Raw genomic sequence first — 22,547 nt, 5'->3', positions numbered from 1 at the left:
CGCTTCAATTCAGAGCTTTATCGCGCCTATGACTGTTTTCTTACTTTTTACCGCCACCGTTTTGATCTGGGGCACCAGCTGGATCGCCATCGCCTTTCAATTGGGCGATGTGCCGGTGCTCGTCTCGATCTTTTACCGCTTTGCTTTAGCGGCCATTGTCATGATCGTCGGGCTGGTGCTGCTCGGCCGATTGAAACTGCCAAACGTCTGGCGCTTTGTTGTCTTGCAGGCATTGTGCCTTTTTAGTTTCAACTTCATCTGCTTTTACAACGCGACAGGGCTAATCCCGTCCGGGTTGGTCTCGGTGGTGTTTTCCTTGGCTTCCATATTTAACGCCGTGAATGCGCGGCTGATTTACAAAGAGCGCATATCGCCTCGTGTGATCTCTGCAGGGTTTATCGGTGTTTCGGGACTGTTGTTACTTTTCTGGAACGACCTCTTTGCACGTTTCGATATGAACAGCCTGCGTGGTGTCGCCTGGGCTTGCGGTGGCACCATGCTGTTTTCACTGGGCAACATGGTTTCGCGCAAGAATACTTCGGTGGGCGTGACACCGATCACCGCAAATGCCTGGGGTATGGGCATCGGGTCTGTCGTCTTGCTCGCACTCATTTGGGGGAGCGGCACATCCATCATTATCCCAACAGGAGCGACCTATTTGGGTGCGCTGGTTTATCTCTCCGTCATCGGATCGGTTGTTGGGTTCACCACCTATTTGCTGTTGGTACAAAATGTCGGGTCTGCAAAGGCCGGATATGCGACCGTCGTCTTTCCGCTGATCGCATTGCTCTTGTCGACCCTCTTTGAGGGCTACGAATGGACCGGAACTGCCTTCATTGGCGTGGCTCTGATCGTGATGGGAAACTTCGTGATGTTCACAAAACCAAAAGGGCTGAAACGAAGCAGTGCCCCAGCCTAGGGTGCAAAAAAAAAGCCGGGCAGTGTGCCCGGCTTCTGATTTCTCTTGTCGTGAATGTTTATGAGCCAACCATGCCCACGATCTTATAGGTCTCTTTCAAGATCGGAGACGCGATCTCGCGCGCACGTTCAGCACCGCGCGCCAAGATTTTGTCGATCTCGGCAGAATCTTCCATCAAACGCGCCATTTCGTTTGAGATCGGAGACAGCTTCTCAACCGCCAACTCGGCCAGCATCGGTTTGAACTCCGAGAACTGCTTGCCGCCAACATCTGCCAGAACTGCATCAACTGAATTTTCAGCTAGGGCAGCGTAGATGTTCACAAGGTTGCGCGCTTCGGCACGCTCTTCCAGACCTTTGGCTTCAGAAGGCAGGCCTTCAGGATCGGTTTTCGCCTTGCGGATCTTCTTAGCGATCGTGTCTGCATTGTCGGTCAGGTTGATGCGAGAGGCATCAGACGGGTCTGACTTTGACATCTTTTTGGTGCCATCACGCAAAGACATCACCCGGGTCGCCGTGCCCTCAATCACCGGTTCTGGGATCGGGAAGAAATCGACCTTGTAGTCGTGGTTGAACTTAGTCGCGATGTCGCGTGTGAGTTCAACGTGCTGTTTCTGATCTTCTCCAACCGGCACATGTGTCGCGTGGTAGATCAAAATGTCAGCTGCCATCAGGGCGGGGTAAGCGAAGAGACCCAAAGAAGCGTTCTGCGAGTTCTTACCCGCTTTGTCTTTCCACTGGGTCATACGCTGCATCCAGCCCATGCGGGCGACGCAGTTGAAAATCCAACCCAGCTGCGCGTGTTCAGGCACCTGGGATTGGTTGAACAGAATGGATTTCTCAGGATCGAGACCCGACGCGATGTAACCCGCGCAAAGTTCGCGAGTGGCGCGGCGCAGGTTTTCCGGGTCTTGCCAGACGGTGATCGCGTGCTGATCCACCATGCAGTAGATCGATTGCACTCCGGTGTTCTGAGTGTCCACAAAGCGCTTCATCGCGCCAAGATAATTGCCGAGTGTCAGGCCACCTGAAGGCTGGATGCCCGAGAAAACACGCGGGGTGAAAGCAGAAGACGTTTGGACCGCCTCACTCATATCAGATACTCCGTCTGGAATTTGTTGCGCGCTTGGCTTACCCATGGCACCGAATGCCGTCAAGGAGCGCACATGTCTGACCCGAATAATTCAAGCCCATTTAATGCGCTTCCACCCGTAATTGCGGCGCTGGCGATAGTGATCATCGGCGTAGAGATCGTGTTTTATGCAGGAAGCACCGGGCTGGTTGGTGGCCCTGAGGCAATTGCGTGGAGGCTGCAGGCTGTTCAGAAGTTTGCCTATTCACCCGATATTTTTGCGTGGATGTGGCAGAATGGGAATTGGCCCAGCGAACACATCATTCGGATATTTAGCTATCTTTTCCTGCATGGAAGTTTCACGCACGCGCTCTTTGGCGCGGTGATCGTTTTGGCACTGGGTAAGATGGTGGGCGAGGTTTTCCACCCCATCGCCGTACTTTTGGTGTTTTTCGCCTCAGGTGCGCTCGGAGCGGTAGTCTACACCGCAGTATGGCCTGACCCGGTCACCCTGATTGGATCTTATCCGGGCGCTTACGGCTTTATTGGCGCTTTCACTTTTCTGATCTGGATTCGTCTGAAAGTCGGCGGGGAAAACCAGATGCGCGCTTTTTCTCTGATTGCGATGCTGCTGGGTATTCAGCTGCTGTTTGGCGCACTTTTTGGCGGCAACGGAGATTGGATTGCTGATCTTACTGGGTTTGCAACTGGCTTTGGGATGTCATTTTTCTTAGTACCGGGCGGTTGGGCGCGCATCCGCGCCATGATCCGCCACGACTAAGATTTAACGACCACCTTTAAGAAGGCTGCGCAAGTTAAACGCGCCGATTATCTGTCCGATTGCGAAATAGACAACTGCGCCCGCTGAAATCAGCGCGAGCAGGGCGAGATAGCGCCATCCTGCGGTGATGAGCACATCACTCAGGAGCCATTGAACGCTTAGCAGTGCAGCCCCCATCAGTATGGCGGCCACAATAATCCGGGGAGCACTTGCACGGAAGCGGTGATCAAAACGCGCAACTTCACCGAACTCACGCGCTCCAAGGGCTAGCATGGCCACCATTGCCCAGCCGGCGACAGTTGTAGCTACAGCCGGGGCAAGCCAGCCGATAACAGGGTGCAATCCAAAGGCTAGACCGGCGTTGATGATCATAGAATAGACCGCAAAGCGAAACGGACTTTTCGTGTCTTCACGTGCGAAATACAAAGGCTGAAGCAGTTTCTGCAGGACGAAGGCAGGCAATCCAAGGCCATAAATCGCAACCGCCCAGGCGATGGCTTGGCTATCTTCAGCGGTGGTCGCTCCGCGTTCATACATCACAGAAACCAGCGCCAATGGGATGGCAAGAAAAGCAACGGCACATGGAATGGTGAGCGCGAGGGCGAACTCGCCGGCTCGCGAATAGGCATCGCGTGCACCTGCGTCATCACCTGCCTTTAAGCGGCGAGAGAGTTCTGGAAGCAATACGATCCCAACGGCGATCCCAACCACTCCTAAAGGCAGTTGGTAAAGCCGATCGGCGGCAAAGAGCCAACTAACGGCGCTTTCGGTTCGGGAGGCCACGAGCTGGCCCACCACAAGGTTGATCTGCATCACTCCGGAAGCAAGCGCCGCGGGTACCGCGACTCTGACCATATGGGACATGTCGGGCGTCCAGCGTGGTCTTCCTATCCTGAGCGTGACACCGGCCCTTTCCGCGGCGACCCAAACAAGAGCCAGCTGCGCAATGCCAGCGACAGGGATCGCCCATAGCAGCCAAGTGACCACTTCTCCGCCCAGAACATAGCCGAATGTCATCGCAGCCACCGCAAAGATGTTCAAAAGAACGGGGGCTGCTGCTGCTGCTGCAAATCGCCCCGTTGCATTCAGAACCCCGGAAAACAGAGCGGCAAGTGACATGAAAAGAATGTAAGGGAAGACAATCCGCCCGTAGCCAACGGTTACGTCAAACCGCGGGTCGCCATAAAAACCCTCTGCCGTCAGCCAGACAAAACCGGGCATGAAGATCATCGCGACGGCAATCAGGATCAGGACGGATAAGGACAATCCATTCAAAGCATCCTGAGCGAAGGCCTGCGGATCATCCCCAGCTTCATACTTTTTTGAAAACATGGGTACGAAAGCTGCATTAAACGCGCCTTCGGCAAAGAAACGACGAAACATGTTTGGCAGTCTGAATGCAGCCACAAAAGCGTCGAGCGCAGCGCCTGGACCAATCAGCGAGAGAATCATGATTTCACGCGCGAAGCCGAGAATTCGGCTCGCGAGCGTCCAAAACCCAACTGTTAGGAAGCTGCGTATCAGGCGGATTGGCTTCACGCGCTGGCCCTTTCAGCGCCCTTGACGATGGCATCTTTCAGGCGGGCTTCTAGCGTTTTCTGTTTGCTCTCCGCGTAGAACTTCAGTCCAAACATATCTTTCACGTAGAAGGTATCGACGACCTGTTCGCCATAGGTCGCGATCACCGCAGACGCGATATAGACATTGCTGTTCGCAAGTGTGCGGGTGAGGTCAAAAAGCAGGCCTGGACGATCGCGGGTATCGACCTCGATAATCGTGTAAATCTCGGACCCTTCATTGTCGAAGGTGATGGTTGTCGGCACGCGGAAGGCACGTTCGCGTTTCTTGATGACATCGCGTGACTTCATGGCTTCAGAGGTGACAACCTCACCCATCAAGGTCTTGCGGATCATCTGGGACAGGCGGTTCAGTCGGCTGGCTTCATAGGGGCTGCCATCTGCATCCTGAATCCAGAAGGCTGCTGTCGCATAGCCATCCTTGGACGTGTAGGTCCGCGCATCCACCACGTTTGCCCCCACAAGCGCCAGAGCGCCGGCAAGTCGAGAGAAGATGCCTGGGTGATCTTCCAAAGCGAAGAGAACCCGCGTCGCATCGCGATCTTCATCCGGTTGCAGATCTATGTGGACTTCTCCGCCATCCAGATTTTGCAGCAGCTTGGCAAAGGCGACATGCGCTTCCGCCGGAAGACCTTGCCAGTAAGGTTCATAATGCCGTGCGCATTCTGCTTTGATGAGTTTGCTATCCCAATCCGTCAATCTTGTGCGCAAAGACTTGCGTGCTTCATTGCCGCGCTGCTTGCTATTCAAGGCTTCTGCTCCGTCTTCCAGAGCGGCAAGCGTTTGGGCATAGAGGTTGCGGATCAGGGTCGCTTTCCAGTTATTCCACACGTCCGGGCCAACGCCACGAATATCACAGACGGTCAACACAGTCAGCAAATCAAGGTTTTTCACCGATTTCACGGCTTTCGCAAAGTCGCGAATGGTCCTTGGATCAGACAAGTCACGCTTCTGTGCGACGTCAGACATCAAGAGGTGATACCGCACCAGCCATTCAACGGTTTTGCATTCTTCTTTTGTTAGCCCCAACCGTGGTGCGACTTTGCGGGAAATTTGAGCGCCAAGAATAGAGTGGTCAATGTCCCGGCCCTTGCCGATATCGTGCAGCAGCATCGCGACCATAAGGACTTTGCGATTGATCCCGCGCTTCAAGATCTCAGAACTCAGCGGCAGTTCTTCGATCAGGTCTTCGCGTTCAATCTGTGTGAAAGTCGAGATCACCTGAATCGTATGCTCATCCACCGTGTAAGAGTGATACATATTGAACTGCATCATCGCGACGATGGGTTCAAACTCTGGAATATAGGCCGCGAGAACACCCAATTCGTTCATCCGCCGCAAGGCGCGTTCGGGATTGCCGTGTTTCAGCAGTGTATCCAGGAAAATGCGAGCAGCCTTTGGATCGCTCTGCATCTCTTCGTCAATCAAATGCAGGTTGGCTTGTAGCAAGCGCATGGCGTCCGGGTGGATCAGAAGACCCGTCCTTAGAGCCTCTTCGAACATGCGAAGGATATTGAGATTATCGCTTAGAAACTCGTCATCGTTTGCAATCGAAATGCGGTTGTTATTGACGGTATATCCCGCTTTGACCTTGCTAGGGCGACGTCTGAATATGCGTTCCAGAAGCGGCGCCGACTTAGTGTGGCTGTCTTCCAATTTCGTCAGCAGAATCCGAGTCAGATCCCCAACCGAGGTCGCATGCCGGAAATAGTCCTGCATAAAGTGCTCAACGGCGCGGCGGCCACCTTTGTCGGTATAGCCCATGCGCTCTGCGACCATCACCTGCATGTCAAAACTTAAGTTTTCCATCGGGCGCTTATTGATCAGATGCAGATGCGCTCGCGTGGCCCAAAGGAAGTTCTCTGCGCGTTCAAACAGTTCAAATTCGTCCTGCCGAAATAGCCCGAGCCCAACCAGATCATGTGTGTCATCCACGTGGTAAACGTATTTCGCGATCCAGAACAACGACTGAAGATCACGCAGCCCGCCCTTGCCCTCTTTCACGTTCGGCTCAACCACATAACGCTGGCCTTGCTTTTTGTGCCGCTCGTCACGTTCGAGAAGCTTCGCATCCACAAACTCTCGCTCGGATCCTTTGAACAGGTCCTTTTCCAGCCGTTCTGAAAGTTCATTGGATAGAGGCGCATGCCCTGCAAGGAAGCGTTGTTCCAGAAGGGCCGTGCGTATGGTGAAATCCTCTCCACCAAGGCGCACACAATCACGCACGGTGCGCGAACTATGCCCCACCTTCAGGCGCAAATCCCAAAGAATATAGAGCATGGACTCGATGACGCTTTCCGCCCAGCCAGTGATTTTGTAGGGCGTCAGAAACAGCAGATCGACATCTGACTGAGGGGCCATCTCGCCACGGCCATACCCGCCAACGGCGAAAAGCGCGATGCGCTCACCTTCTGTCGGATTGGAAAGGGGATGGAGCGCTTGTGTCGCCACGTAATGGGCTGAATTTACAAGACAATCGGTCAGCCATGTGTAAGCACGGGTCATCGGGCGTGCAGAAAACGGATCGTTTTCAAATGCGGCCTGAATTGCCTCGCGCCCTGCCTTTTGTTTGTCTCGCAGAAGTGCGACAACGGCTGATCTTATCTCCCGCGCATTGGAGTTTTCCATACACACTTCGATCAATGCCGCGCCCAGTTGGGCGCGGTCTACGATCAGGTCGGCGTCGCAAATGAGATTTTCCGGTGGTGCCGGGAGGATGGCGGCAGGGTTAGCTGCCTGGGCCGCCAAAACTTCTTGGTGCTGGGTCAATGATAACAACCTGTTTTTCACGGATCGTGGCAACTGCCAGTCCGCGTTCGTTCGTGCCATCCGCGCGCAGGCGGAAGGCGCCGTTGACACCTCTGAAACCGGCACCCTGCGTTAGGGCTGAGGTCGTCAGAGCGTCAGACTTTCCTTGAGAAACCAACGCGCCAATCGCGGCGATCCCGTCGTAGGCCAAGCCGCCAATCGGGTGCGGGCTTGTGCCATAGGCCAATGAATAGCGGTCGCGGAATTGGCCGCTCAGCGCAGGGTCAGGCATGGCAAACCATCCGCCTTGAACACCTGGCAGATCCAGCGTCTGCGCGGGAATATCCCACCGGGTCAGACCGATGTACTGAACCTGCGCTGGATCAACGCCTGCTTCTGGCAGGAGCTGAGAAAACAGGGGCAAGGCGCCAGAGGTATTTGCAGCCAGGAAGATCGCATCCGCTCCAGAGCTGCGGGCCGTATTGCGAATATCAGAAACCGCGTTCACCACACCCTGTTGAGAGAATTCATAAGCGACAGAGCCCGCATTACCCGCTCCGCTTGATGCAAGCGCGCTTGCAATTGCATTCCGACCCGCTTCTCCGTCCACGTTTTGAGCATGAACCGTCAGGATGTTTGATTTGCCGTTGCGGGATGCAAAACTGGCAAGGCGTCTTGCGGAGTTTTCATATGTTGGCCCCAGCACAAAGACATTTCCACCAGCGATGGAGGTGTTGTTAGAGAATGAGAGAACATTCACACCTTTCCCAGCTAAGGCGACACCAACTGCATTGGAAGGACCACTGCGCACCGGCCCAAGAATAATCTTTGCCCCTTCGCCGACAGCTTTCAAAGCAGCTGCTTGCGCAACGGCGGCATCTCCTGCGGTGTCATAGACACGCAGATCAATCTCAACGCCGTTCAGATCCGTCATCGCCAAACGCGCCGCGTTTTCAAGGCTCTGTGAAAGCACCGCATCACCTGAAGACTGCGAAGACTTTGGAACCAGCAAAGCGACCGGCACAGGTTTGGATGTATTGATGGAAGGACCGCCGCCAACGCTGATCGGTTCACAGGCTGCAACCAAGGCAGTTGCCCCGGCAAAGAGAATCCCTTTCAGAAAACGACGACGGGGTTTAAAAGCAGCAAACATGTACACGATCCTCAGACTAAGGCCAAAGTGGCAGCGCAACACACACCGCGCCGCGGTTGCTGCGGATAATAAACGCCACACTCAGGGGGTCCAGCGTTGAATCATCAATTTGTGCCATTGAAGGCGGGGCTATACTTCGTCGCAACACCGATTGGCACCGCGCGCGATATCACATTGAGAGCACTGGACATTTTGGCCAGCGCAGATGTGATCGCTGCCGAGGATACCCGATCTTTACGCCGCCTTTTGGAAATTCATGGCGTGCCTCTGAAAGATCGGCAGGTCATCGCCTATCACGATCACTCTGGGGAAAATGTGAGGAACCGCCTTCTTCAGTATCTCGAAGATGGGAAATCGGTAGCCTATGCCTCTGAGGCCGGTACGCCCCTGATCGCTGATCCCGGATACCACTTGGCAAAGGCCGTTTCTGAAGCAGGCCATCTTGTAACGTCAGCGCCGGGCCCATCGGCGATTGTGACGGCGCTCTCAATTGCTGGTCTGCCGACAGATGCGTTTTTCTTTGTTGGCTTTCTGCCCAGCGCCAAGTCAGCGCGTCGCAATGGTTTTGAGGCGGTGAAAGATGTGCCTGGCACTTTAGTCTTTTATGAAAGCCCCAAACGGCTGGTGCAAATGCTGGAAGACGCCGCAGATGTTCTCGGAGCAACACGCGATGCCGTCGTTTGCCGCGAGCTAACCAAGAAATTCGAAGAGGTTCGCCGGGGCACGTTGGTAGAACTGGCAGCCTCCTTTGCGGAAACCGGGGTTAAAGGCGAAATCGTTGTTCTGGTGGATCGTGGTCAGGGTGATGAAAGCTCTGCCGAAGACATCGAAACGGCCCTAGAGAAGGCGCTGCAGTCTATGACAGTGCGCGATGCGGCGGATACTGTCGCGAAAGCTTTTGGCGTGAATAAACGGAAAGTTTATTCACTGGCATTAGAACTGAAAGGGAAGTGAACCTTTTGGGAGATTCCCAATGCAGCTCAACGCTCGTCAATTGCGCGGACAGCAAAACTATCTGTCCGGCGTAAGCGGGGAAAACGCTGTTCAGCGCATCTACGAAGATCGCGGGTGCCGCCCCCTAACGCAGCGATGGCGCGGTGGTGGGGGTGAATTGGATCTGGTGTTCGAGGATGATCAAGGGCTGGTCTTTGTCGAAGTGAAAACAGCCCGCAGACACGACTTGGCAGCGCAGCGCATTTCCCCTGCTCAGGTCGCTCGTATCATGAACGCAGCATCCATCTTTGCCGAACGCTATTCTGGCGGTGTGCTTGTCGATATGCGCTTTGACGTTGCTCTGGTGAATGGCAAAGGCGAAGTTCACATTCTTGAAAACGCATTGTTGGCGACTTGATTCACCCATTGCAACGGGCGGGGTGCTACGCCATGTAGTGGGCAGACAAAGAGGGACGCCCATGAAAATCGCCTTTCAAATGGATCCAATCGACGCGGTCGATATCAACGCAGACAGTTCTTTTCGCATTGCGGAAGAAGCACAAGCGCGCGGACACGAGCTGTTTTACTATTCGCCTGATCAGCTGGCCTATGAAGAAGGCGTGATCACCGCACGTGGGCAGGACATGGTCGTGCGTCGCGAAGAGGGCAATCATGTTGACCTTGGTCCTGTTAAAAAGGTGGAGTTGAAGGATTTCGACGTCCTTTGGCTGCGCCAGGACCCTCCGTTTGACATGCACTACATTACATCGACCCACCTGTTGGATCGTCTGAAAGATGATGTTTTGGTGGTGAACGACCCGTTTTGGGTGCGCAACTACCCAGAAAAGCTGCTGGTTTTGGATTTTCCGGAATTGACGCCTCCAACAACAATCGCGCGGGATTTGGAGACCATCAAAGAATTCAAAGCCAAACATCAGGATGTCATTCTGAAGCCGCTTTATGGCAATGGCGGCGCGGGCGTGTTCCGCTTGGATGCAAACGATCGCAACCTCAGCAGCCTGCATGAGCTTTTCACAGGGTTCAGCCGTGAACCGCTCATTGTTCAGAAATTCCTGCCGGATGTGAGCAATGGCGACAAACGCGTGATCCTAGTGGATGGTGAACCGGTTGGTGCGATCAATCGCGTTCCTGCCGCCGGTGAGACACGCAGCAACATGCATGTCGGCGGTCGCCCAGAAAAAATCAGCCTTAGTGATCGTGACCTCGAAATCTGTGCTGCCATTGGGCCGCTTCTGAAAGAAAAAGGTCAGGTCTTTGTTGGGATCGATGTCATTGGGGATTACCTCACCGAGATCAATGTGACTTCGCCGACTGGTATTCAGGAACTTGAGCGTTTTGACGGTGTGAATATCGCTGAAAAGATCTGGCAAGCGATTGAAGCAAAACTGTAATCACGAATTTGCCGAGGCCATCCGATAGCTGATGGCCTCGGCAATGTGATTGCGGTGCACTTTGTCGCTCGCTTCCAAATCGGCAATCGTGCGCGCAACGCGCAAGACCCTGTGGTAACCACGCGCGGTCAAGCCAAATACTTCTGACGCTTTCAGAAGCATGGATCGGCCTTCGGCATCCGGGGCTGCACTTTCTTCTAGCAGGCTGCCTTGAACATCCGCGTTTGAACGCAATCCGTCCTTCCCTTCAAATCTCTTCGATTGAATGGCTCGTGCCGCGGCCACACGTTTGGCGACATTAGCAGAGGTCTCACCGTCAGCTGGCAGGTCCAGATCCTGAAAAGACACCGGTGGCACTTCGATTTTCAGATCGATACGATCCATGAGGGGGCCGGAAATTCTCCCGAGATACTCTTCGCCACATCCCGGAACACGCGGGCAAGCCTTTGAGGGATCAAACATAAACCCGCATTTGCAGGGATTTGCTGCGGCCACGAGCATAAAGCGGCAGGGATAGGTCACATGCGCATTGGCGCGCGCGACCATGACTTCGCCTGTTTCTATGGGTTGCCTGAGCGTCTCCAAGACCTGCCGCGAAAATTCTGGCAGCTCATCCATGAACAAGACGCCGTTGTGGGCAAGGCTGATTTCACCGGGAGAGGCGCGACGCCCGCCTCCAACGATGGCAGCCATAGAAGCTGTGTGATGTGGCTCTCTGAACGGGCGTTGCATCGAAATACCGCCCTGATCCAGCAGGCCAGAGATCGAATGGATCATACTGGTTTCAAGCGCTTCAATTGCAGAGAGCGGTGGCAGTATCGATGGCAATCGCGATGCCAGCATCGATTTTCCTGACCCCGGCGTACCGAGCATAATCATGTGATGTCGCCCGGCTGCGGCGATTTCCAAAGCACGTTTCGCGCGCTCCTGTCCTTTGACGTCACGCAAATCCTTTGCAACGTTGGGTGAGACAATCTCTCCCGGTGCGCAGGGCGGTAAGGGGCTTTGCCCAGTGAAATGGCGGATGACATCGGCGAGGGTGGCCGCGCCAATAACCTCCGCAGCACCCACCCAAGCGGCTTCTGCGCCTGAAGATTGAGGACATAGCAGCGTTCGACTTTCTTCAGCCGCTGACATTGCTGCAGGCAGTGCGCCAATCACGGGCACCAACGCGCCGTCCAATGAAAGCTCCCCAAGCGAAACGGCGCCTTCAGCGGCATCTTTTGGGATAATCTCTAAGGCTGCCAATAAAGCCATCGCTATCGGCAGATCGAAGTGGCTGCCTTCCTTCGGTAAATCAGCGGGTGAAAGATTGATTGTGATACGTTTAGAGGGCAGGGCGATTGCCAACGAAGTCAAAGCCGCGCGAACCCGATCTCGTGCTTCTGACACGGCTTTGTCAGGCAACCCCACAACAGAGAAAGCCGGTAAGCCGGGCGTCACAGCACATTGTACCTCGACCTGATGAGCCTCAACGCCTTCAAAGGCGACTGTATAGGATTTCGCGACCATGGTCCCCCCAATCGGTTTCGAAAAACCTTATTGGGAGGATGGTTACTTGAGTCTTAACCAAGTTTTTGGCGTAACTCTGTAAAAGCAGGCCAAGCCTCTGGGTCAGCGATGGATTTGTCACGACAGATCGCGTTGCAGAACCCATAGACAACACCATCGAGCTCCAACATGTGCGTGCTGATTTTGCCACTATAGGGGCAGTGGTTATTCACCGGAGTGGCTTCGCTTACAGTGGCGGCAAGGGGTTTGGGACCCGGCCACTCACGTGTTGGGTGCGGCTGGTCATAGCGAGACAGGTGTTCACCATTCACCATACCCATGGCGCGCCAACGTCGGAATGCGTGGTCATTCAGGTGCTGTTCTACATAGGCTTGTGCCGCCTCGCTTACAGGCAAGCCATATCCCGCTATTCGCATAGCCACCGGTGCATACATGGCGTCTGCGGCGCTGTAGCTCCCAAAAAGCCAAGGTTCGTTTTCGGTGCCGCATTCGCGCCGCGCCCAGGCCCAGATGTCTTCGATCCGAGCGAGATCGTCGAGCACGGCCTGATCAGGCTCTTCCCAGATAAAGGCCGTGCGCAGGTTCATTGGGCATGCAGATCGCAGGGCCATAAAACCAGAATGCATTTCTGCAGAAATGGAGCGCGCGATGGCGCGATGTTTGGGATCACTTGGCCAGATACCCGCTTCAGGGTGGCGATCAGCAAGATCTTCTGCAATCGCGTAACTCTCTGAAATTATGGCACCTTCTGGCGTGCGGATAGTCGGCACGGTCTTTGCGGGAGCAAAGTCACGCAGCTGTGCTGCAACCGAGCTCTCAGAATTGAAATTCAGCAACGTGACGTCGCATGCGATGCCGAATTTCTCAAACAATAACCAGCCCCTGAGGGACCAAGACGAGTAGGCGTAGTCGCCAATAACCAGATCATAAGACATGGGAGCAGTTTACGACGAAAATGGCATATCACGAAAACGAAAGTTTGTGCAGATTACCATCAGGGATTGTGATTGATGTGCTCTGTGAGCCAGTCCGATGCCGTATCGATCACGGTGACAGACAAGTTGCTGATTTTATGTCCAAATGCCTCATAGGGTGTCAGTCGCAAAGCGCGCTGAATTTGTGTAACGATGACCCCGAAGTGGCAAACGATCACGAGGTCATGACCGTCGGCGTTCTGAAGCAGTGAATCAATAGCGGCATCAACACGGGCTACGACTTCGTTCCAACTTTCCCCTTTGGGTGGGCGGATATCTCCGGGCGTGTCCCAGAACGCCATCATGTGTTCTTTGTCTTCAACATCGGTGTGGGTTTTGAGTTCCCAATCACCAAAGTGCATTTCACGCAAGTCAAAGACATGCGGCAGTCGATTTCGATCGCCCTGAATAGCATTGGCTGTTTCAACAGCACGCGACAGATCAGAGGAGACTATATGAGCCTTTGTTGGCAAGAACGCCTCAAGACGCGCAAGTGCTGCGGTATCGGATAGGTCTGCTGGCAGATCGGACCAGCCGACCATGGATTTTGCGTGAGTCGGCCCATGGCGGACCAAAAAGAGACGGCTCATCGCAGCTGACCTTTTAGGAAGGTGGGCAGACCAGCAATGACAAAAACAGCGAGATCAGCCTCGGCTGCGATGCGTTGATTGAGCTTTCCTTGCTTATCCCGAAACCGCCTCGCAAGAGCGTTGTCTGGCACGATGCCCATGCCAACCTCGTTAGAAACCACTACGACGCGGCCTGCGCAGTTGTTTATTGCAGCCAACAGTCTATCCGTCTCTTCAACCAGATCACTTTCAGCCATCACTTGATTGCTGAGCCACATGGTTGCGCAGTCCAAAAGGACCACTTCGTCCGATCTCACACTCTCAAGCGCTGGGGTAAGATCTTGTGGGGCTTCAATCGTGCGCCAGGTTTCTCCGCGCATTTCCAGGTGTGCGTCAACTTTCGCGCGCATCTCATCATCATAGATTTCGGCTGTCGCCACGTAGACCTTTGGCGCACCGGTTTGCACAACCAATCCTTCAGCAAATGCCGACTTTCCTGAGGCTGCTCCGCCTAGCACGAAGGAGAGTTTAGGTAACATGATGCTCCTAAGAGTGATCCACAATTCGATGTCCTGCGTAATCTCCTAAAGGCTGGCAAGCAAGGGAGGCTGCTATGTACGGACAAAATCGATCCAATATGGTCACCAAAGCGGCTATGAAGGCGAAAATGCTTGATCCAGAAACCGAATTGGCTCTGGCACGTGCGTGGCGCGATGATCGAGACGAAAAAGCGCTTCATCGTTTGACCATGGCCTACATGCGCTTGGCGATTTCAATGGCGATGAAATTCAAACGTTACGGCGTGCCGGTTGCCGATTTGATTCAGGAAGCTGGCGTTGGCCTGATGAAGGCCGCTGATCGTTTCGACCCGGACCGCGGTGTGCGCTTTTCGACCTATGCAGTCTGGTGGATCCGAGCAAGTATTCAGGACCACGTGATGCGCAATTGGTCCTTGGTGCGCACAGGGTCGACGTCAGCCCAGAAGTCACTGTTTTTTAATTTGCGACGTGTTGAGGCAGAACTAGAGAGAGACGCACGCAAAGCTAATGAAGATCTGGATTCGCATCAGCTGTCCCAACGTGTGGCTTCTGAAATCGGAGTGTCTGTTTCAGATGTTTGCATGATGCAGGGGCGTCTGGCCGGCGGTGATTTTTCTCTGAACGCGATACAGGGCGGTGACGAAGATGGGCGTGAATGGATTGATGTGCTTGAAGATGAGGCCGCGTCAGGTGCTGACAGTGTTGCCGACTCACGAGACCGTATGCAGGCAAAGGAATGGCTGAGTGAAGCAATTGATCGGCTGACTGATCGTGAAAAGCTCATCATTCAGCGACGTAAGCTAACCGATGACTCAGAAACGCTTGAAACACTCGGTAAAACTCTTGGAATTTCCAAAGAACGCGTACGCCAACTTGAGGTCGCGGCCTTGGTTAAAATGCGCAAGACTTTGGAGGGGCATGCACCTGAGCTTCGCCAACTGTTGAACGCACAAGCCTAAGTCCACGGCTTGTCTCTCTAGGCGCAAATGCCTAGTGTCTTCCCAGCCTAGGTTCGGAGAAGCCAAATGCTGGAAGACAAACGTATTCTTCTGATAATCAGCGGCGGGATCGCTGCTTACAAGTCGCTGGAATTGATCCGGCAGTTGCGCAAGCGTGGGGCTTGGGTGACGCCGGTTCTAACCAAGTCGGCTGAGGAATTTGTAACGCCGCTTTCGGTTTCTGCGCTTTCAGAGGAAAAGGCCTATCGCGATCTGTTTGATCTGACTGATGAGGCTGAGATGGGCCATATCCAGCTTTCCCGATCTGCGGATTTGATTGTTGTTGCTCCGGCGACGGCGAATTTGATGGCGAAAATGGCCAATGGACAGGCGGACGATCTGGCCTCTACACTTTTGCTGGCCACTGACACTCAGGTGCTCGTAGCGCCGGCGATGAACGTGCGTATGTGGTTGCATCCGGCCACGCAACGAAATCTGGCAGCGCTGCGCCAAGATGGCGTCGCTTTTGTTGGTCCCAATGAAGGCGATATGGCCTGCGGTGAATATGGTCCGGGCCGCATGGCGGAGCCCGTCGAGATTGTGACTGCAATTGAAAACCAATTGGCCGAAGGGCCGCTGACCGGTCGCCGCATTGTTGTGACTTCAGGCCCCACCCATGAGCCGATTGATCCTGTACGCTACATTGCCAATCGATCTTCCGGGGCTCAGGGAACTGCAATAGCCCGAGCGCTGGTGATGTTGGGTGCTGAAGTTGTATTTGTCACCGGCCCGGCTGATGAGCCGCGCCCAGAAGGTGCACATGTGGTGGAAGTTGAAACCGCAAGCGAAATGATGAAAGCCGTATCCAATGCCTTGCCAGCGGATGCAGCCGTATTCGCTGCTGCGGTTGCTGACTGGCGTGTTGAAAGCGCAAGCGATAGCAAGATCAAAAAACAGGACGGCAAAATCCCAAGCCTGAGTTTTGCTGAAAATCCTGATATATTGGCGCATGTGTCGAAACTCGACAGTGAACGTCCAGGATTGGTTGTCGGCTTTGCGGCTGAAACTGATGACGTGATTGAAAACGCAACTAAAAAACGCAAACGCAAAGGCTGCGATTGGATTGTGGCCAATGACGTAAGCCCTGAAACGGGCATCATGGGTGGGCGCGAAAACGCTGTGGTTCTGATCTCCGATGAGGGGGCAGAACATTGGCCGCGTATGAGCAAGGATGCTGTGGCGCGCCAACTGGCGGGCCGTATTGCAGAGAAACTGGGCTAAGGTCCAATAGACGAGGGCCAGACTTGGTTACCATCAATTTTACTTGGACAGATGAGGCGGATCGAAGCCTCGGGTTGCCCTCTTATGAGACACCGGGCGCTGCCGGGGCTGATCTGCGAGCCAATTTTGGCTCGGCAGAGAACGATGGCGTCACTTTAGCGCCAGGTGAACGTACTTTGGTGCCAACCGGTCTGCGTATGGAAATTCCACTAGGTTACGAAGTTCAGATACGGCCACGATCTGGGTTGGCGCTTAAGCACGGCATCACCTTGCCCAATAGCCCCGGAACAATCGACAGCGACTATCGTGGCCCGTTGGGAGTGATCGTTTTAAACGCCGGGCAAGAAGAATTTCACGTCGCCCATGGGGATCGTATCGCACAAATGATCGTGGTGCCGGTAATGCAGGCAAAGTTTCAACTCGCAGAAGGCCTGAGTGAAACAGAGCGCGGCGCTGGTGGATTTGGTTCGACCGGAGTGGCCTGATGCTTTTTGTCTTTGGCCTCTTTGCATTGGTCTGGGGACTGGGGCGATTGATGAAAGCGCCCAATCAGGTGGTTGGGCTGATCATCGCGTTGATTTACGTGGCGGTGCTTGGGCTGCATGTGGCCTTCCCAGATGATCATCCATTGAGGATTGCCACAGGCGGCTCTGCTGCGCTTTGGTTGCTATTGGGAGCTGCTGCGGCCCTGGTCTTTGCATATGTCCGTGGCCTACGCTGGCTCAAATCTCGCGTACACAAACCTGAACCTGTGGAGCAACAACAGGGACCGTTTTCTGACACTGAACTCAATCGCTACGCGCGCCATATAGTGCTCAGAGAAATTGGCGGAATGGGACAGAAACGGCTCAAGGATGCGAAGGTTTTGGTGGTTGGTGCAGGAGGACTTGGGTCTCCGGCTCTGATGTATTTGGCCGCTGCTGGGGTGGGAACTATAGGCGTTGTCGATGATGATGAGGTCGACAACTCCAATCTCCAACGTCAGGTGATCCATCAGGATCAGGCCATAGGTGTGCCAAAGGTCCATTCGGCCGCTGAAATGATGCGGGCTCAGAACCCATTTGTGACAGTTCGTCCATATGCACGCCGATTGTCTGAAGCAGATGCAGCAGATCTGATTGTGGATTACGATCTGGTGCTGGATGGGACGGACAACTTCGACACACGTTATCTCGTCAACAAGATCTGTGCTGAACAAGGTAAGCCTTTGATTTCCGGGGCGCTCAGCCAATGGGAAGGGCAAATTTCAGTCTTTGATCCCAAACATGACGCCCCATGTTACCAATGTATCTTTCCTGAAGCTCCCGCTGCAGGATTGGCTCCAAGCTGCGCCGAAGCCGGGGTAATTGGCCCACTTCCCGGTGTTATTGGATCAATGATGGCTGTCGAAGCCATCAAACTCATCAGCAAGGCTGGTACCCCCTTGCGAGGGGAGATGATGATCTACGACGCGCTCTATGGCGAGACTCGCAAAATCCAGTTGAAACGTCGGGATGATTGCCCGGTTTGCGGCAACGCAAGCTGAGGATCGCTAAAACTTGCATTGCGGAAATCGGTGGTGGATTTAGGCTCTCTGCAAAGGAGAATCTAATGACCAACCCGTTGCTTGCAAAATGGGCGACCCCATTTGAAATCGCACCCTTCGATCTGATTGAAGACACGGATTTTGAACCAGCGTTTGAAGCAGCTCTTTATGCGCATAAAATTGAAATCGATGGCATCGCAGAAAACACGGATGCGCCGACATTTGAAAATACGATTGGCGCTTTGGAGTCGGCAGGCGAAGGCCTCGATAAGGTTCTGTCCGTTTTCTACACGGTTGCTGGCGCTGACAGTAATCCAGAGCGTGAAGCGCTTCAGCGAGATTTTGCACCAAAGCTGGCCGCGCATTCCGCTGAGATTTCAGCCAACAAACAGCTCTTTGGCCGCATTGCTGACCTTTGGGCGAAGCGCGATGAGCTGGGTTTGAATGAGGAGCAATCCCGTGTCCTGATGTTAACCCATCGCGGATTTGTGCGGGGAGGGGCAGCACTTGAGGGCGAGGATGACTCGCGCATGAAAGAGGTCAAGGGTCGACTGGCGGTCTTGGGAACCAATTTCACGCAGAACCTTCTGGCGGATGAGCGCGAATGGTTCATGCCGCTCACTGAAGAAGATCTGGATGGCCTGCCAGGTTTCGTAGTTGCAGCCGCGCGTGCGGCCGGAGAAGAAATGGGCAGCGATGGGCCCGTTATCACGCTATCTCGATCTCTGATTGTACCTTTCTTGCAGTTTTCGCCGCGCCGCGACCTACGTGAGAAAGCCTTTGCAGCCTGGGTCGCACGCGGGGCGAACGGTGGCGACACAGACAATCGCGACATTGCGGCGGAAACGCTGGCATTGCGTGAAGAGCGCGCGAGCCTGTTGGGGTATGAAAGCTTCTCGGCTTTCAAGCTCGAAACCGAAATGGCCAAGACGCCGGATGCCGTGCGCAAATTGCTGATGGATGTTTGGGAGCCAGCTAAGGCACAGGCCAATGCCGATGCAGAAGTATTGACACAGATGATGCACGCCGATGGCGTCAACGGTGAGCTGGAAGCTTGGGATTGGCGCTACTACGCAGAGAAGCGTCGCAAGGCAGAGCATGATTTGGATGAAGCTGCACTGAAACCTTATCTGCAGCTTGATCGCATGATCGAAGCCTCCTTTGCCTGCGCCAACCGGCTTTTCGGGTTAGAGTTCGCCCCGCTGGATGTGCCGCTTTATCATGACGATTGTCGGGCCTGGGATGTGACTCGTGATGGTCAGCACATTGCGGTTTTCATCGGTGACTATTTCGCGCGCGGCAGCAAACGCTCTGGTGCTTGGTGTTCCGCGATGCGCGGTCAGGCGAAATACCCTGACACCCAGACGCCGGTGGTCATCAACGTCTGTAACTTTGCGAAATCTGATCCTGCGCTTCTGTCCTATGACGACGCGCGCACTCTGTTCCATGAATTTGGCCATGCGCTGCACCAAATGCTGTCTAACGTGACGTACGAAAGTGTCTCCGGCACATCGGTTGCCCGGGATTTTGTGGAGCTCCCAAGCCAGCTTTATGAACATTGGCTGGAAGTGCCAGAGGTTCTGAAGGAATTTGCAACGCATGCTGAGACGGGGGAGGCAATGCCCGAAGAGATGCTGAGCAAGGTTTTGAAGGCTGCGAATTTCGACATGGGGTTCCAGACTGTTGAATATGTCGCCTCGGCTCTTGTGGATCTTGCGTTCCACGACGGTGCCGCTGCGAAAGATCCGATGGCGAAGCAAACCGAAGTGCTGACCGAATTGGGAATGCCTAAGGCGATCACAATGCGTCACGCAACACCCCACTTTGCTCATGTCTTCGCAGGTGACGGGTATTCAAGCGGCTATTACAGTTACATGTGGTCCGAAGTCATGGATGCTGATGCTTTCGAGGCGTTTGAAGAGGCCGGAAGTGCTTTTGATCCGGCGCAGGCACAGGCGCTTGAAGAACATATCCTGTCCAAAGGAGGATCGGTTGAAGCCGATACGCTTTACACGCGCTTCAGGGGCCGCCTACCTGGCGTAGAAGCGCTCCTTAAAGGCCGTGGTTTGGTTGCATAAACGAAAAGGGGCGCCTAAGGCGCCCCTTACTCATTCTAGTTTTCGATTGTTAACCCGAAACCTGTTCTCTCAAAATTGATCCGGTCAGCGAGAGCATCAGGTAGATGCCTGAAAAAATCAGGAAGCTCAGAATCGTGTTCTCAAAGGCGCGTGGATAGCTTGGATCCTGAGACGATACGGGCTGCACTGAAGTGGTCAGATAACGCACTTGTCTTGATGCTTCTAGCTCTGTTTGGTTCAGCGTCTGCAGCGCAGCTTGGAGGATCAAATCTGCAGTGACGAGGTCAGCCTGTGCAATCTGAATGGCGGCCGCTTGCCCCGCAAGTGAAGATTGAGCTCCCCCAATGTCGGTCATGCGGCTTTCAAGCCCTTGCAGAATAGATTGCAGGTTTCTGATGCTGCCCTTGACCCCGTTCACCCGCGCTTGGTTCGGGCGTGGGTTATCCAAGAGCTGGCTAAGTTCCAACTGGTTTTCCTGTAGTTCCAATTCGTATGTGCTGATTTGCTGCCGCAGGCTCGCAATCAGGCCTTCCGGGTCAAGAACCGAAGTTTCCTGCAATTCAACGAGAGCCTGCTGTGCAGCGCGGCGATCCTCTTTGGCTTTTTCCAATGAGCGACGCGCATCTTTCAACTGGTCCTCACGTTTGCGCTGAGACTGTCCATCCACACGTTCCTCGGCATAGGCAATCAAGGCTTTAGAGAAATTCGTGCTGACTTCTGGATCAGGAGAGGAAACCTCCATTCTGATCACACCGTCCGTCGGATCAAAGCCAATTTTGACGTACTTTGTGTAGACCTTATAGGCCTCTTCGTTGGATGGGTTTTCTTCCAGCCGCTGCAAAGGATCAACGGATGGATCAGAGAATACAGCTTTGAAACCAACATCCTCCTCAAGCTGGAGCATCGCCTCTTTCGACTGTAAGAAAGACTGAGTGGAGGTAGAGTCCTTTTGGTCAAAAGGAGAGCCAGAGAAAAGTCCGCCACCCGCGCCAGCTTGTTCGGATTGAATGATCAGGAATTCGGACTTGGTCGAATACATCGGAGTCGCCACGGCATAGTAATAGTAACCCGCCAACAAAGTTGGCAGCATCACAAATGCCAAAAGGCGAGACACCATTAGAAGTGACTTGCGACGGCGGCGACGGGCAATGTCTTTCTGGATATCGCCAATCTCGCGCACGCGACGTTCTGCAGGAGAAGCCATTTCCATCGAAGGCAGGGTATTGCCGCCCGCTGCCTGAGTTTGCGGCAACTGCGGCGTGCCAACCGGGGCAGGCGGGCCGCCCTCTGGTGCCACATTGTCGAGCATGTTTGATCTGCGGAAGGGGTCTAGCCCCTGCTGACGCAGTAGCCGAACAGCGTCATAGTCAGATGTTGCTGCCAAATTGTGTTTCTGGGCGAGTCGCCGTGCCATGCGCAGTTGGCGCCCAGTCAGACCTTCCTGTCTGATAGCCGCGATCTCTTGTTCTGGATTCGCCGCAGCAGGAATTGAAGATGGTGGCGCTGTTGTGCCACTGGTTGAAGGCGGAGGCGTGGCTGCAGCAGGTGCTGCCGCCGCCATTTCCAAACCGCCCATATCCTCTTCGGTCGAGGTCGGGAGCGGCTGACTATCTTCAGCGGGTGCAGTCTTTGCACGCCGCTCTGCCGAGCGTGCGAGGCGCGCCTGTCGACGCGCTGCCCGGTCAGATACCTCGGCATCAGGCTGGGGAGGCTCTGCATTTGGGGGTGTCGCAACTTCCGTTAGTTGCGTTTCAGGCATCGGCGCACCAGCCACTTCCTGTTCCGCAGCTGGTGTAGTTGCCTCAACGTGCATGGCCTCTGCCGCCGCGGATTGCTGCGCGGCGCTGCGACGGATGCGAAACTTCTTAGCCTTGGGTTTGGTAGTCATAGAGCTGCTTTGCCTCTTCCAAGGTGTCAAACATATGCATTTGCCCATTGACCAGCACAGCGGCGGACCGGGCGAATTTCTCCAGCGTTTTGGGCTGGTGGGACACGATGATCATTGTTGTGGTGCGCAGGCGTTCTCGTAAGACTTCACCCGCTTTGCGGTTGAACTCAACATCGGTGGAAGACGGCATGCCCTCATCCACAAGGTAGATGTCAAAATCCAACGCCAGCATCAAAGCGAAGGAGAACCGGGCGCGCATGCCCGAGGAATAGGTGCCGAGGGGCTGATCAAAATACTCGTCCAGACCACAGAGCCAACGGCAGAAGGCTTCGACATAGTCCGGGTCAAGCCCGTAGAGGCGGGCAATGTAGCGGCTGTTTTCGACAGCGGTGTGTTTGTTAACCACGCCGCCCATGAACCCCAATGGGAAGGAGATCCGGCAGGTGCGGCGGATTTCGCCTTCATCAGGTTTCTCCAAGCCTGCCATCATATTGATGATTGTGGTTTTGCCCGATCCATTTGGGGCCAGAATGCCCAGAGACTGTCCAACTTCCACGCGGAAAGACGCCCGATCAAGAATGACCTTGCGCTGCGTCCCCGTCCAGAAGGACTTACTGACGTTTTCAAACTCGAGCATTCTAGTGCTCCG

Annotated in this window: 20 protein-coding genes; 10 read left to right on the top strand and 10 right to left on the bottom strand. The window is 54.5% G+C overall.

The features are described from left to right. The first annotated feature begins 28 nt into the window (after positions 1-28). A complete protein-coding gene (locus M0D42_RS11105; protein WP_265018676.1) occupies positions 29-919 on the top strand; it encodes a DMT family transporter in 891 nt (296 codons plus the stop codon). A 58-nt stretch (positions 920-977) separates the two neighbouring features. Here the strand turns inward: M0D42_RS11105 and trpS are convergent, their stop codons facing one another. Continuing rightward, a complete protein-coding gene (trpS, locus tag M0D42_RS11100; protein WP_265018675.1) occupies positions 978-2,012 on the bottom strand; it encodes a tryptophan--tRNA ligase in 1,035 nt (344 codons plus the stop codon). Positions 2,013-2,084: 72 nt separating this feature from the next. On the opposite strand from trpS, the gene M0D42_RS11095 reads away from it, so the two are divergent. Next, positions 2,085-2,771 carry a rhomboid family intramembrane serine protease gene (locus M0D42_RS11095; protein ID WP_265018674.1) on the top strand — a complete coding sequence of 229 codons (687 nt, stop codon included), beginning with the start codon at positions 2,085-2,087 and terminating at the stop codon, positions 2,769-2,771. Positions 2,772-2,774: 3 nt separating this feature from the next. Here M0D42_RS11095 and murJ read toward each other — a convergent pair whose 3' ends face one another. Genes murJ through M0D42_RS11080 form a run of 3 tightly spaced genes read right to left on the bottom strand, consistent with a single transcriptional unit; the run spans position 2,775 to position 8,249 of the window. Next, positions 2,775-4,310 carry a murein biosynthesis integral membrane protein MurJ gene (gene murJ, locus M0D42_RS11090; RefSeq protein ID WP_265018673.1) on the bottom strand — a complete coding sequence of 512 codons (1,536 nt, stop codon included), beginning with the start codon at positions 4,308-4,310 and terminating at the stop codon, positions 2,775-2,777. Continuing rightward, positions 4,307-7,117 (bottom strand): [protein-PII] uridylyltransferase, encoded by a 2,811-nt coding sequence (locus tag M0D42_RS11085; protein WP_265018672.1) that lies wholly within the window; start codon positions 7,115-7,117, stop codon positions 4,307-4,309. The genes murJ and M0D42_RS11085 overlap by 4 nt, the downstream gene beginning before the upstream one ends. After that, positions 7,077-8,249, bottom strand: a complete 1,173-nt coding sequence (locus M0D42_RS11080; RefSeq protein WP_265018671.1) for a penicillin-binding protein activator — start codon at positions 8,247-8,249, stop codon at positions 7,077-7,079. The genes M0D42_RS11085 and M0D42_RS11080 overlap by 41 nt, the downstream gene beginning before the upstream one ends. Before the next feature lie 96 nt (positions 8,250-8,345). On the opposite strand from M0D42_RS11080, the gene rsmI reads away from it, so the two are divergent. The 3 genes from rsmI to gshB all read left to right on the top strand — a co-directional run bounded on the left by rsmI (position 8,346) and on the right by gshB (position 10,594). After that, complete coding sequence (gene rsmI, locus M0D42_RS11075; RefSeq protein ID WP_265018670.1) at positions 8,346-9,203, top strand: 16S rRNA (cytidine(1402)-2'-O)-methyltransferase; 858 nt, start codon at positions 8,346-8,348, stop codon at positions 9,201-9,203. Positions 9,204-9,222: 19 nt separating this feature from the next. Continuing rightward, entirely contained in the window at positions 9,223-9,600 is a 378-nt protein-coding gene (locus tag M0D42_RS11070) for a YraN family protein (RefSeq protein WP_265018669.1), read from the top strand. A 61-nt stretch (positions 9,601-9,661) separates the two neighbouring features. Continuing rightward, on the top strand, positions 9,662-10,594 hold the full coding sequence (gene gshB / locus M0D42_RS11065) for a glutathione synthase (RefSeq protein WP_265018668.1): 933 nt from the start codon (positions 9,662-9,664) through the stop codon (positions 10,592-10,594). On the opposite strand, the gene M0D42_RS11060 is transcribed toward gshB, so the two are convergent. The 4 genes from M0D42_RS11060 to cobU are packed head-to-tail and all read right to left on the bottom strand — an operon-like array spanning position 10,595 to position 14,188. Next, positions 10,595-12,106, bottom strand: a complete 1,512-nt coding sequence (locus M0D42_RS11060) for a YifB family Mg chelatase-like AAA ATPase (RefSeq protein ID WP_265018667.1) — start codon at positions 12,104-12,106, stop codon at positions 10,595-10,597. Between the two features lie 53 nt (positions 12,107-12,159). Beyond that, on the bottom strand, positions 12,160-13,041 hold the full coding sequence (locus tag M0D42_RS11055; RefSeq protein WP_265018666.1) for a glutathione S-transferase: 882 nt from the start codon (positions 13,039-13,041) through the stop codon (positions 12,160-12,162). A gap of 59 nt (positions 13,042-13,100) precedes the next feature. After that, on the bottom strand, positions 13,101-13,670 hold the full coding sequence (locus M0D42_RS11050) for a histidine phosphatase family protein (protein WP_265018665.1): 570 nt from the start codon (positions 13,668-13,670) through the stop codon (positions 13,101-13,103). After that, entirely contained in the window at positions 13,667-14,188 is a 522-nt protein-coding gene (gene cobU, locus M0D42_RS11045; protein ID WP_265018664.1) for a bifunctional adenosylcobinamide kinase/adenosylcobinamide-phosphate guanylyltransferase, read from the bottom strand. The genes M0D42_RS11050 and cobU overlap by 4 nt, the downstream gene beginning before the upstream one ends. Positions 14,189-14,262: 74 nt before the next feature. Between cobU and M0D42_RS11040 the strand changes: the two genes are divergently transcribed. From M0D42_RS11040 to M0D42_RS11020, 5 genes are all read left to right on the top strand, one after another. Beyond that, a complete protein-coding gene (locus M0D42_RS11040) occupies positions 14,263-15,147 on the top strand; it encodes an RNA polymerase factor sigma-32 (protein ID WP_265018663.1) in 885 nt (294 codons plus the stop codon). Positions 15,148-15,213: 66 nt separating this feature from the next. Next, positions 15,214-16,407, top strand: coding sequence for a bifunctional phosphopantothenoylcysteine decarboxylase/phosphopantothenate--cysteine ligase CoaBC (gene coaBC, locus M0D42_RS11035; protein WP_265018662.1), 1,194 nt, complete (start codon positions 15,214-15,216; stop codon positions 16,405-16,407). 23 nt (positions 16,408-16,430) lie between these two features. Beyond that, positions 16,431-16,892: a dUTP diphosphatase gene (dut, locus tag M0D42_RS11030; protein WP_265018661.1), complete on the top strand. Its 462-nt coding sequence runs from the start codon at positions 16,431-16,433 to the stop codon at positions 16,890-16,892. Next, positions 16,892-17,932, top strand: coding sequence for a HesA/MoeB/ThiF family protein (locus M0D42_RS11025; protein WP_265018660.1), 1,041 nt, complete (start codon positions 16,892-16,894; stop codon positions 17,930-17,932). Before dut ends, M0D42_RS11025 begins: the two co-directional genes overlap by 1 nt. Before the next feature lie 65 nt (positions 17,933-17,997). Continuing rightward, positions 17,998-20,010: a M3 family metallopeptidase gene (locus tag M0D42_RS11020; protein WP_265018659.1), complete on the top strand. Its 2,013-nt coding sequence runs from the start codon at positions 17,998-18,000 to the stop codon at positions 20,008-20,010. Positions 20,011-20,059: 49 nt separating this feature from the next. Here M0D42_RS11020 and M0D42_RS11015 read toward each other — a convergent pair whose 3' ends face one another. Then, positions 20,060-21,898 carry a capsule biosynthesis protein gene (locus M0D42_RS11015; RefSeq protein WP_265018658.1) on the bottom strand — a complete coding sequence of 613 codons (1,839 nt, stop codon included), beginning with the start codon at positions 21,896-21,898 and terminating at the stop codon, positions 20,060-20,062. Beyond that, positions 21,876-22,535, bottom strand: a complete 660-nt coding sequence (locus M0D42_RS11010) for an ABC transporter ATP-binding protein (RefSeq protein ID WP_265018657.1) — start codon at positions 22,533-22,535, stop codon at positions 21,876-21,878. The genes M0D42_RS11015 and M0D42_RS11010 overlap by 23 nt, the downstream gene beginning before the upstream one ends. Positions 22,536-22,547: the final 12 nt, after the last annotated feature.

Origin of the sequence: Cognatishimia activa (genome assembly GCF_026016445.1) — a bacterium.
In the GTDB taxonomy this organism is placed as follows: domain Bacteria; phylum Pseudomonadota; class Alphaproteobacteria; order Rhodobacterales; family Rhodobacteraceae; genus Cognatishimia; species Cognatishimia activa_B.
This window is presented reverse-complemented; position numbering and strand designations above follow the sequence as displayed.

Coding starts and splice junctions, on each gene's coding strand:
- M0D42_RS11105 (WP_265018676.1), top strand. CDS start 29: ATGACTGTTTTCTTACTTTTTACCGCCACCGTTTTGATCTGGGGCACC.
- trpS (WP_265018675.1), bottom strand. CDS start 2,012: ATGAGTGAGGCGGTCCAAACGTCTTCTGCTTTCACCCCGCGTGTTTTC.
- M0D42_RS11095 (WP_265018674.1), top strand. CDS start 2,085: ATGTCTGACCCGAATAATTCAAGCCCATTTAATGCGCTTCCACCCGTA.
- M0D42_RS11080 (WP_265018671.1), bottom strand. CDS start 8,249: ATGTTTGCTGCTTTTAAACCCCGTCGTCGTTTTCTGAAAGGGATTCTC.
- M0D42_RS11070 (WP_265018669.1), top strand. CDS start 9,223: ATGCAGCTCAACGCTCGTCAATTGCGCGGACAGCAAAACTATCTGTCC.
- gshB (WP_265018668.1), top strand. CDS start 9,662: ATGAAAATCGCCTTTCAAATGGATCCAATCGACGCGGTCGATATCAAC.
- M0D42_RS11060 (WP_265018667.1), bottom strand. CDS start 12,106: ATGGTCGCGAAATCCTATACAGTCGCCTTTGAAGGCGTTGAGGCTCAT.
- M0D42_RS11055 (WP_265018666.1), bottom strand. CDS start 13,041: ATGTCTTATGATCTGGTTATTGGCGACTACGCCTACTCGTCTTGGTCC.
- M0D42_RS11050 (WP_265018665.1), bottom strand. CDS start 13,670: ATGAGCCGTCTCTTTTTGGTCCGCCATGGGCCGACTCACGCAAAATCC.
- cobU (WP_265018664.1), bottom strand. CDS start 14,188: ATGTTACCTAAACTCTCCTTCGTGCTAGGCGGAGCAGCCTCAGGAAAG.
- M0D42_RS11040 (WP_265018663.1), top strand. CDS start 14,263: ATGTACGGACAAAATCGATCCAATATGGTCACCAAAGCGGCTATGAAG.
- coaBC (WP_265018662.1), top strand. CDS start 15,214: ATGCTGGAAGACAAACGTATTCTTCTGATAATCAGCGGCGGGATCGCT.
- M0D42_RS11025 (WP_265018660.1), top strand. CDS start 16,892: ATGCTTTTTGTCTTTGGCCTCTTTGCATTGGTCTGGGGACTGGGGCGA.
- M0D42_RS11020 (WP_265018659.1), top strand. CDS start 17,998: ATGACCAACCCGTTGCTTGCAAAATGGGCGACCCCATTTGAAATCGCA.
- M0D42_RS11015 (WP_265018658.1), bottom strand. CDS start 21,898: ATGACTACCAAACCCAAGGCTAAGAAGTTTCGCATCCGTCGCAGCGCC.
- M0D42_RS11010 (WP_265018657.1), bottom strand. CDS start 22,535: ATGCTCGAGTTTGAAAACGTCAGTAAGTCCTTCTGGACGGGGACGCAG.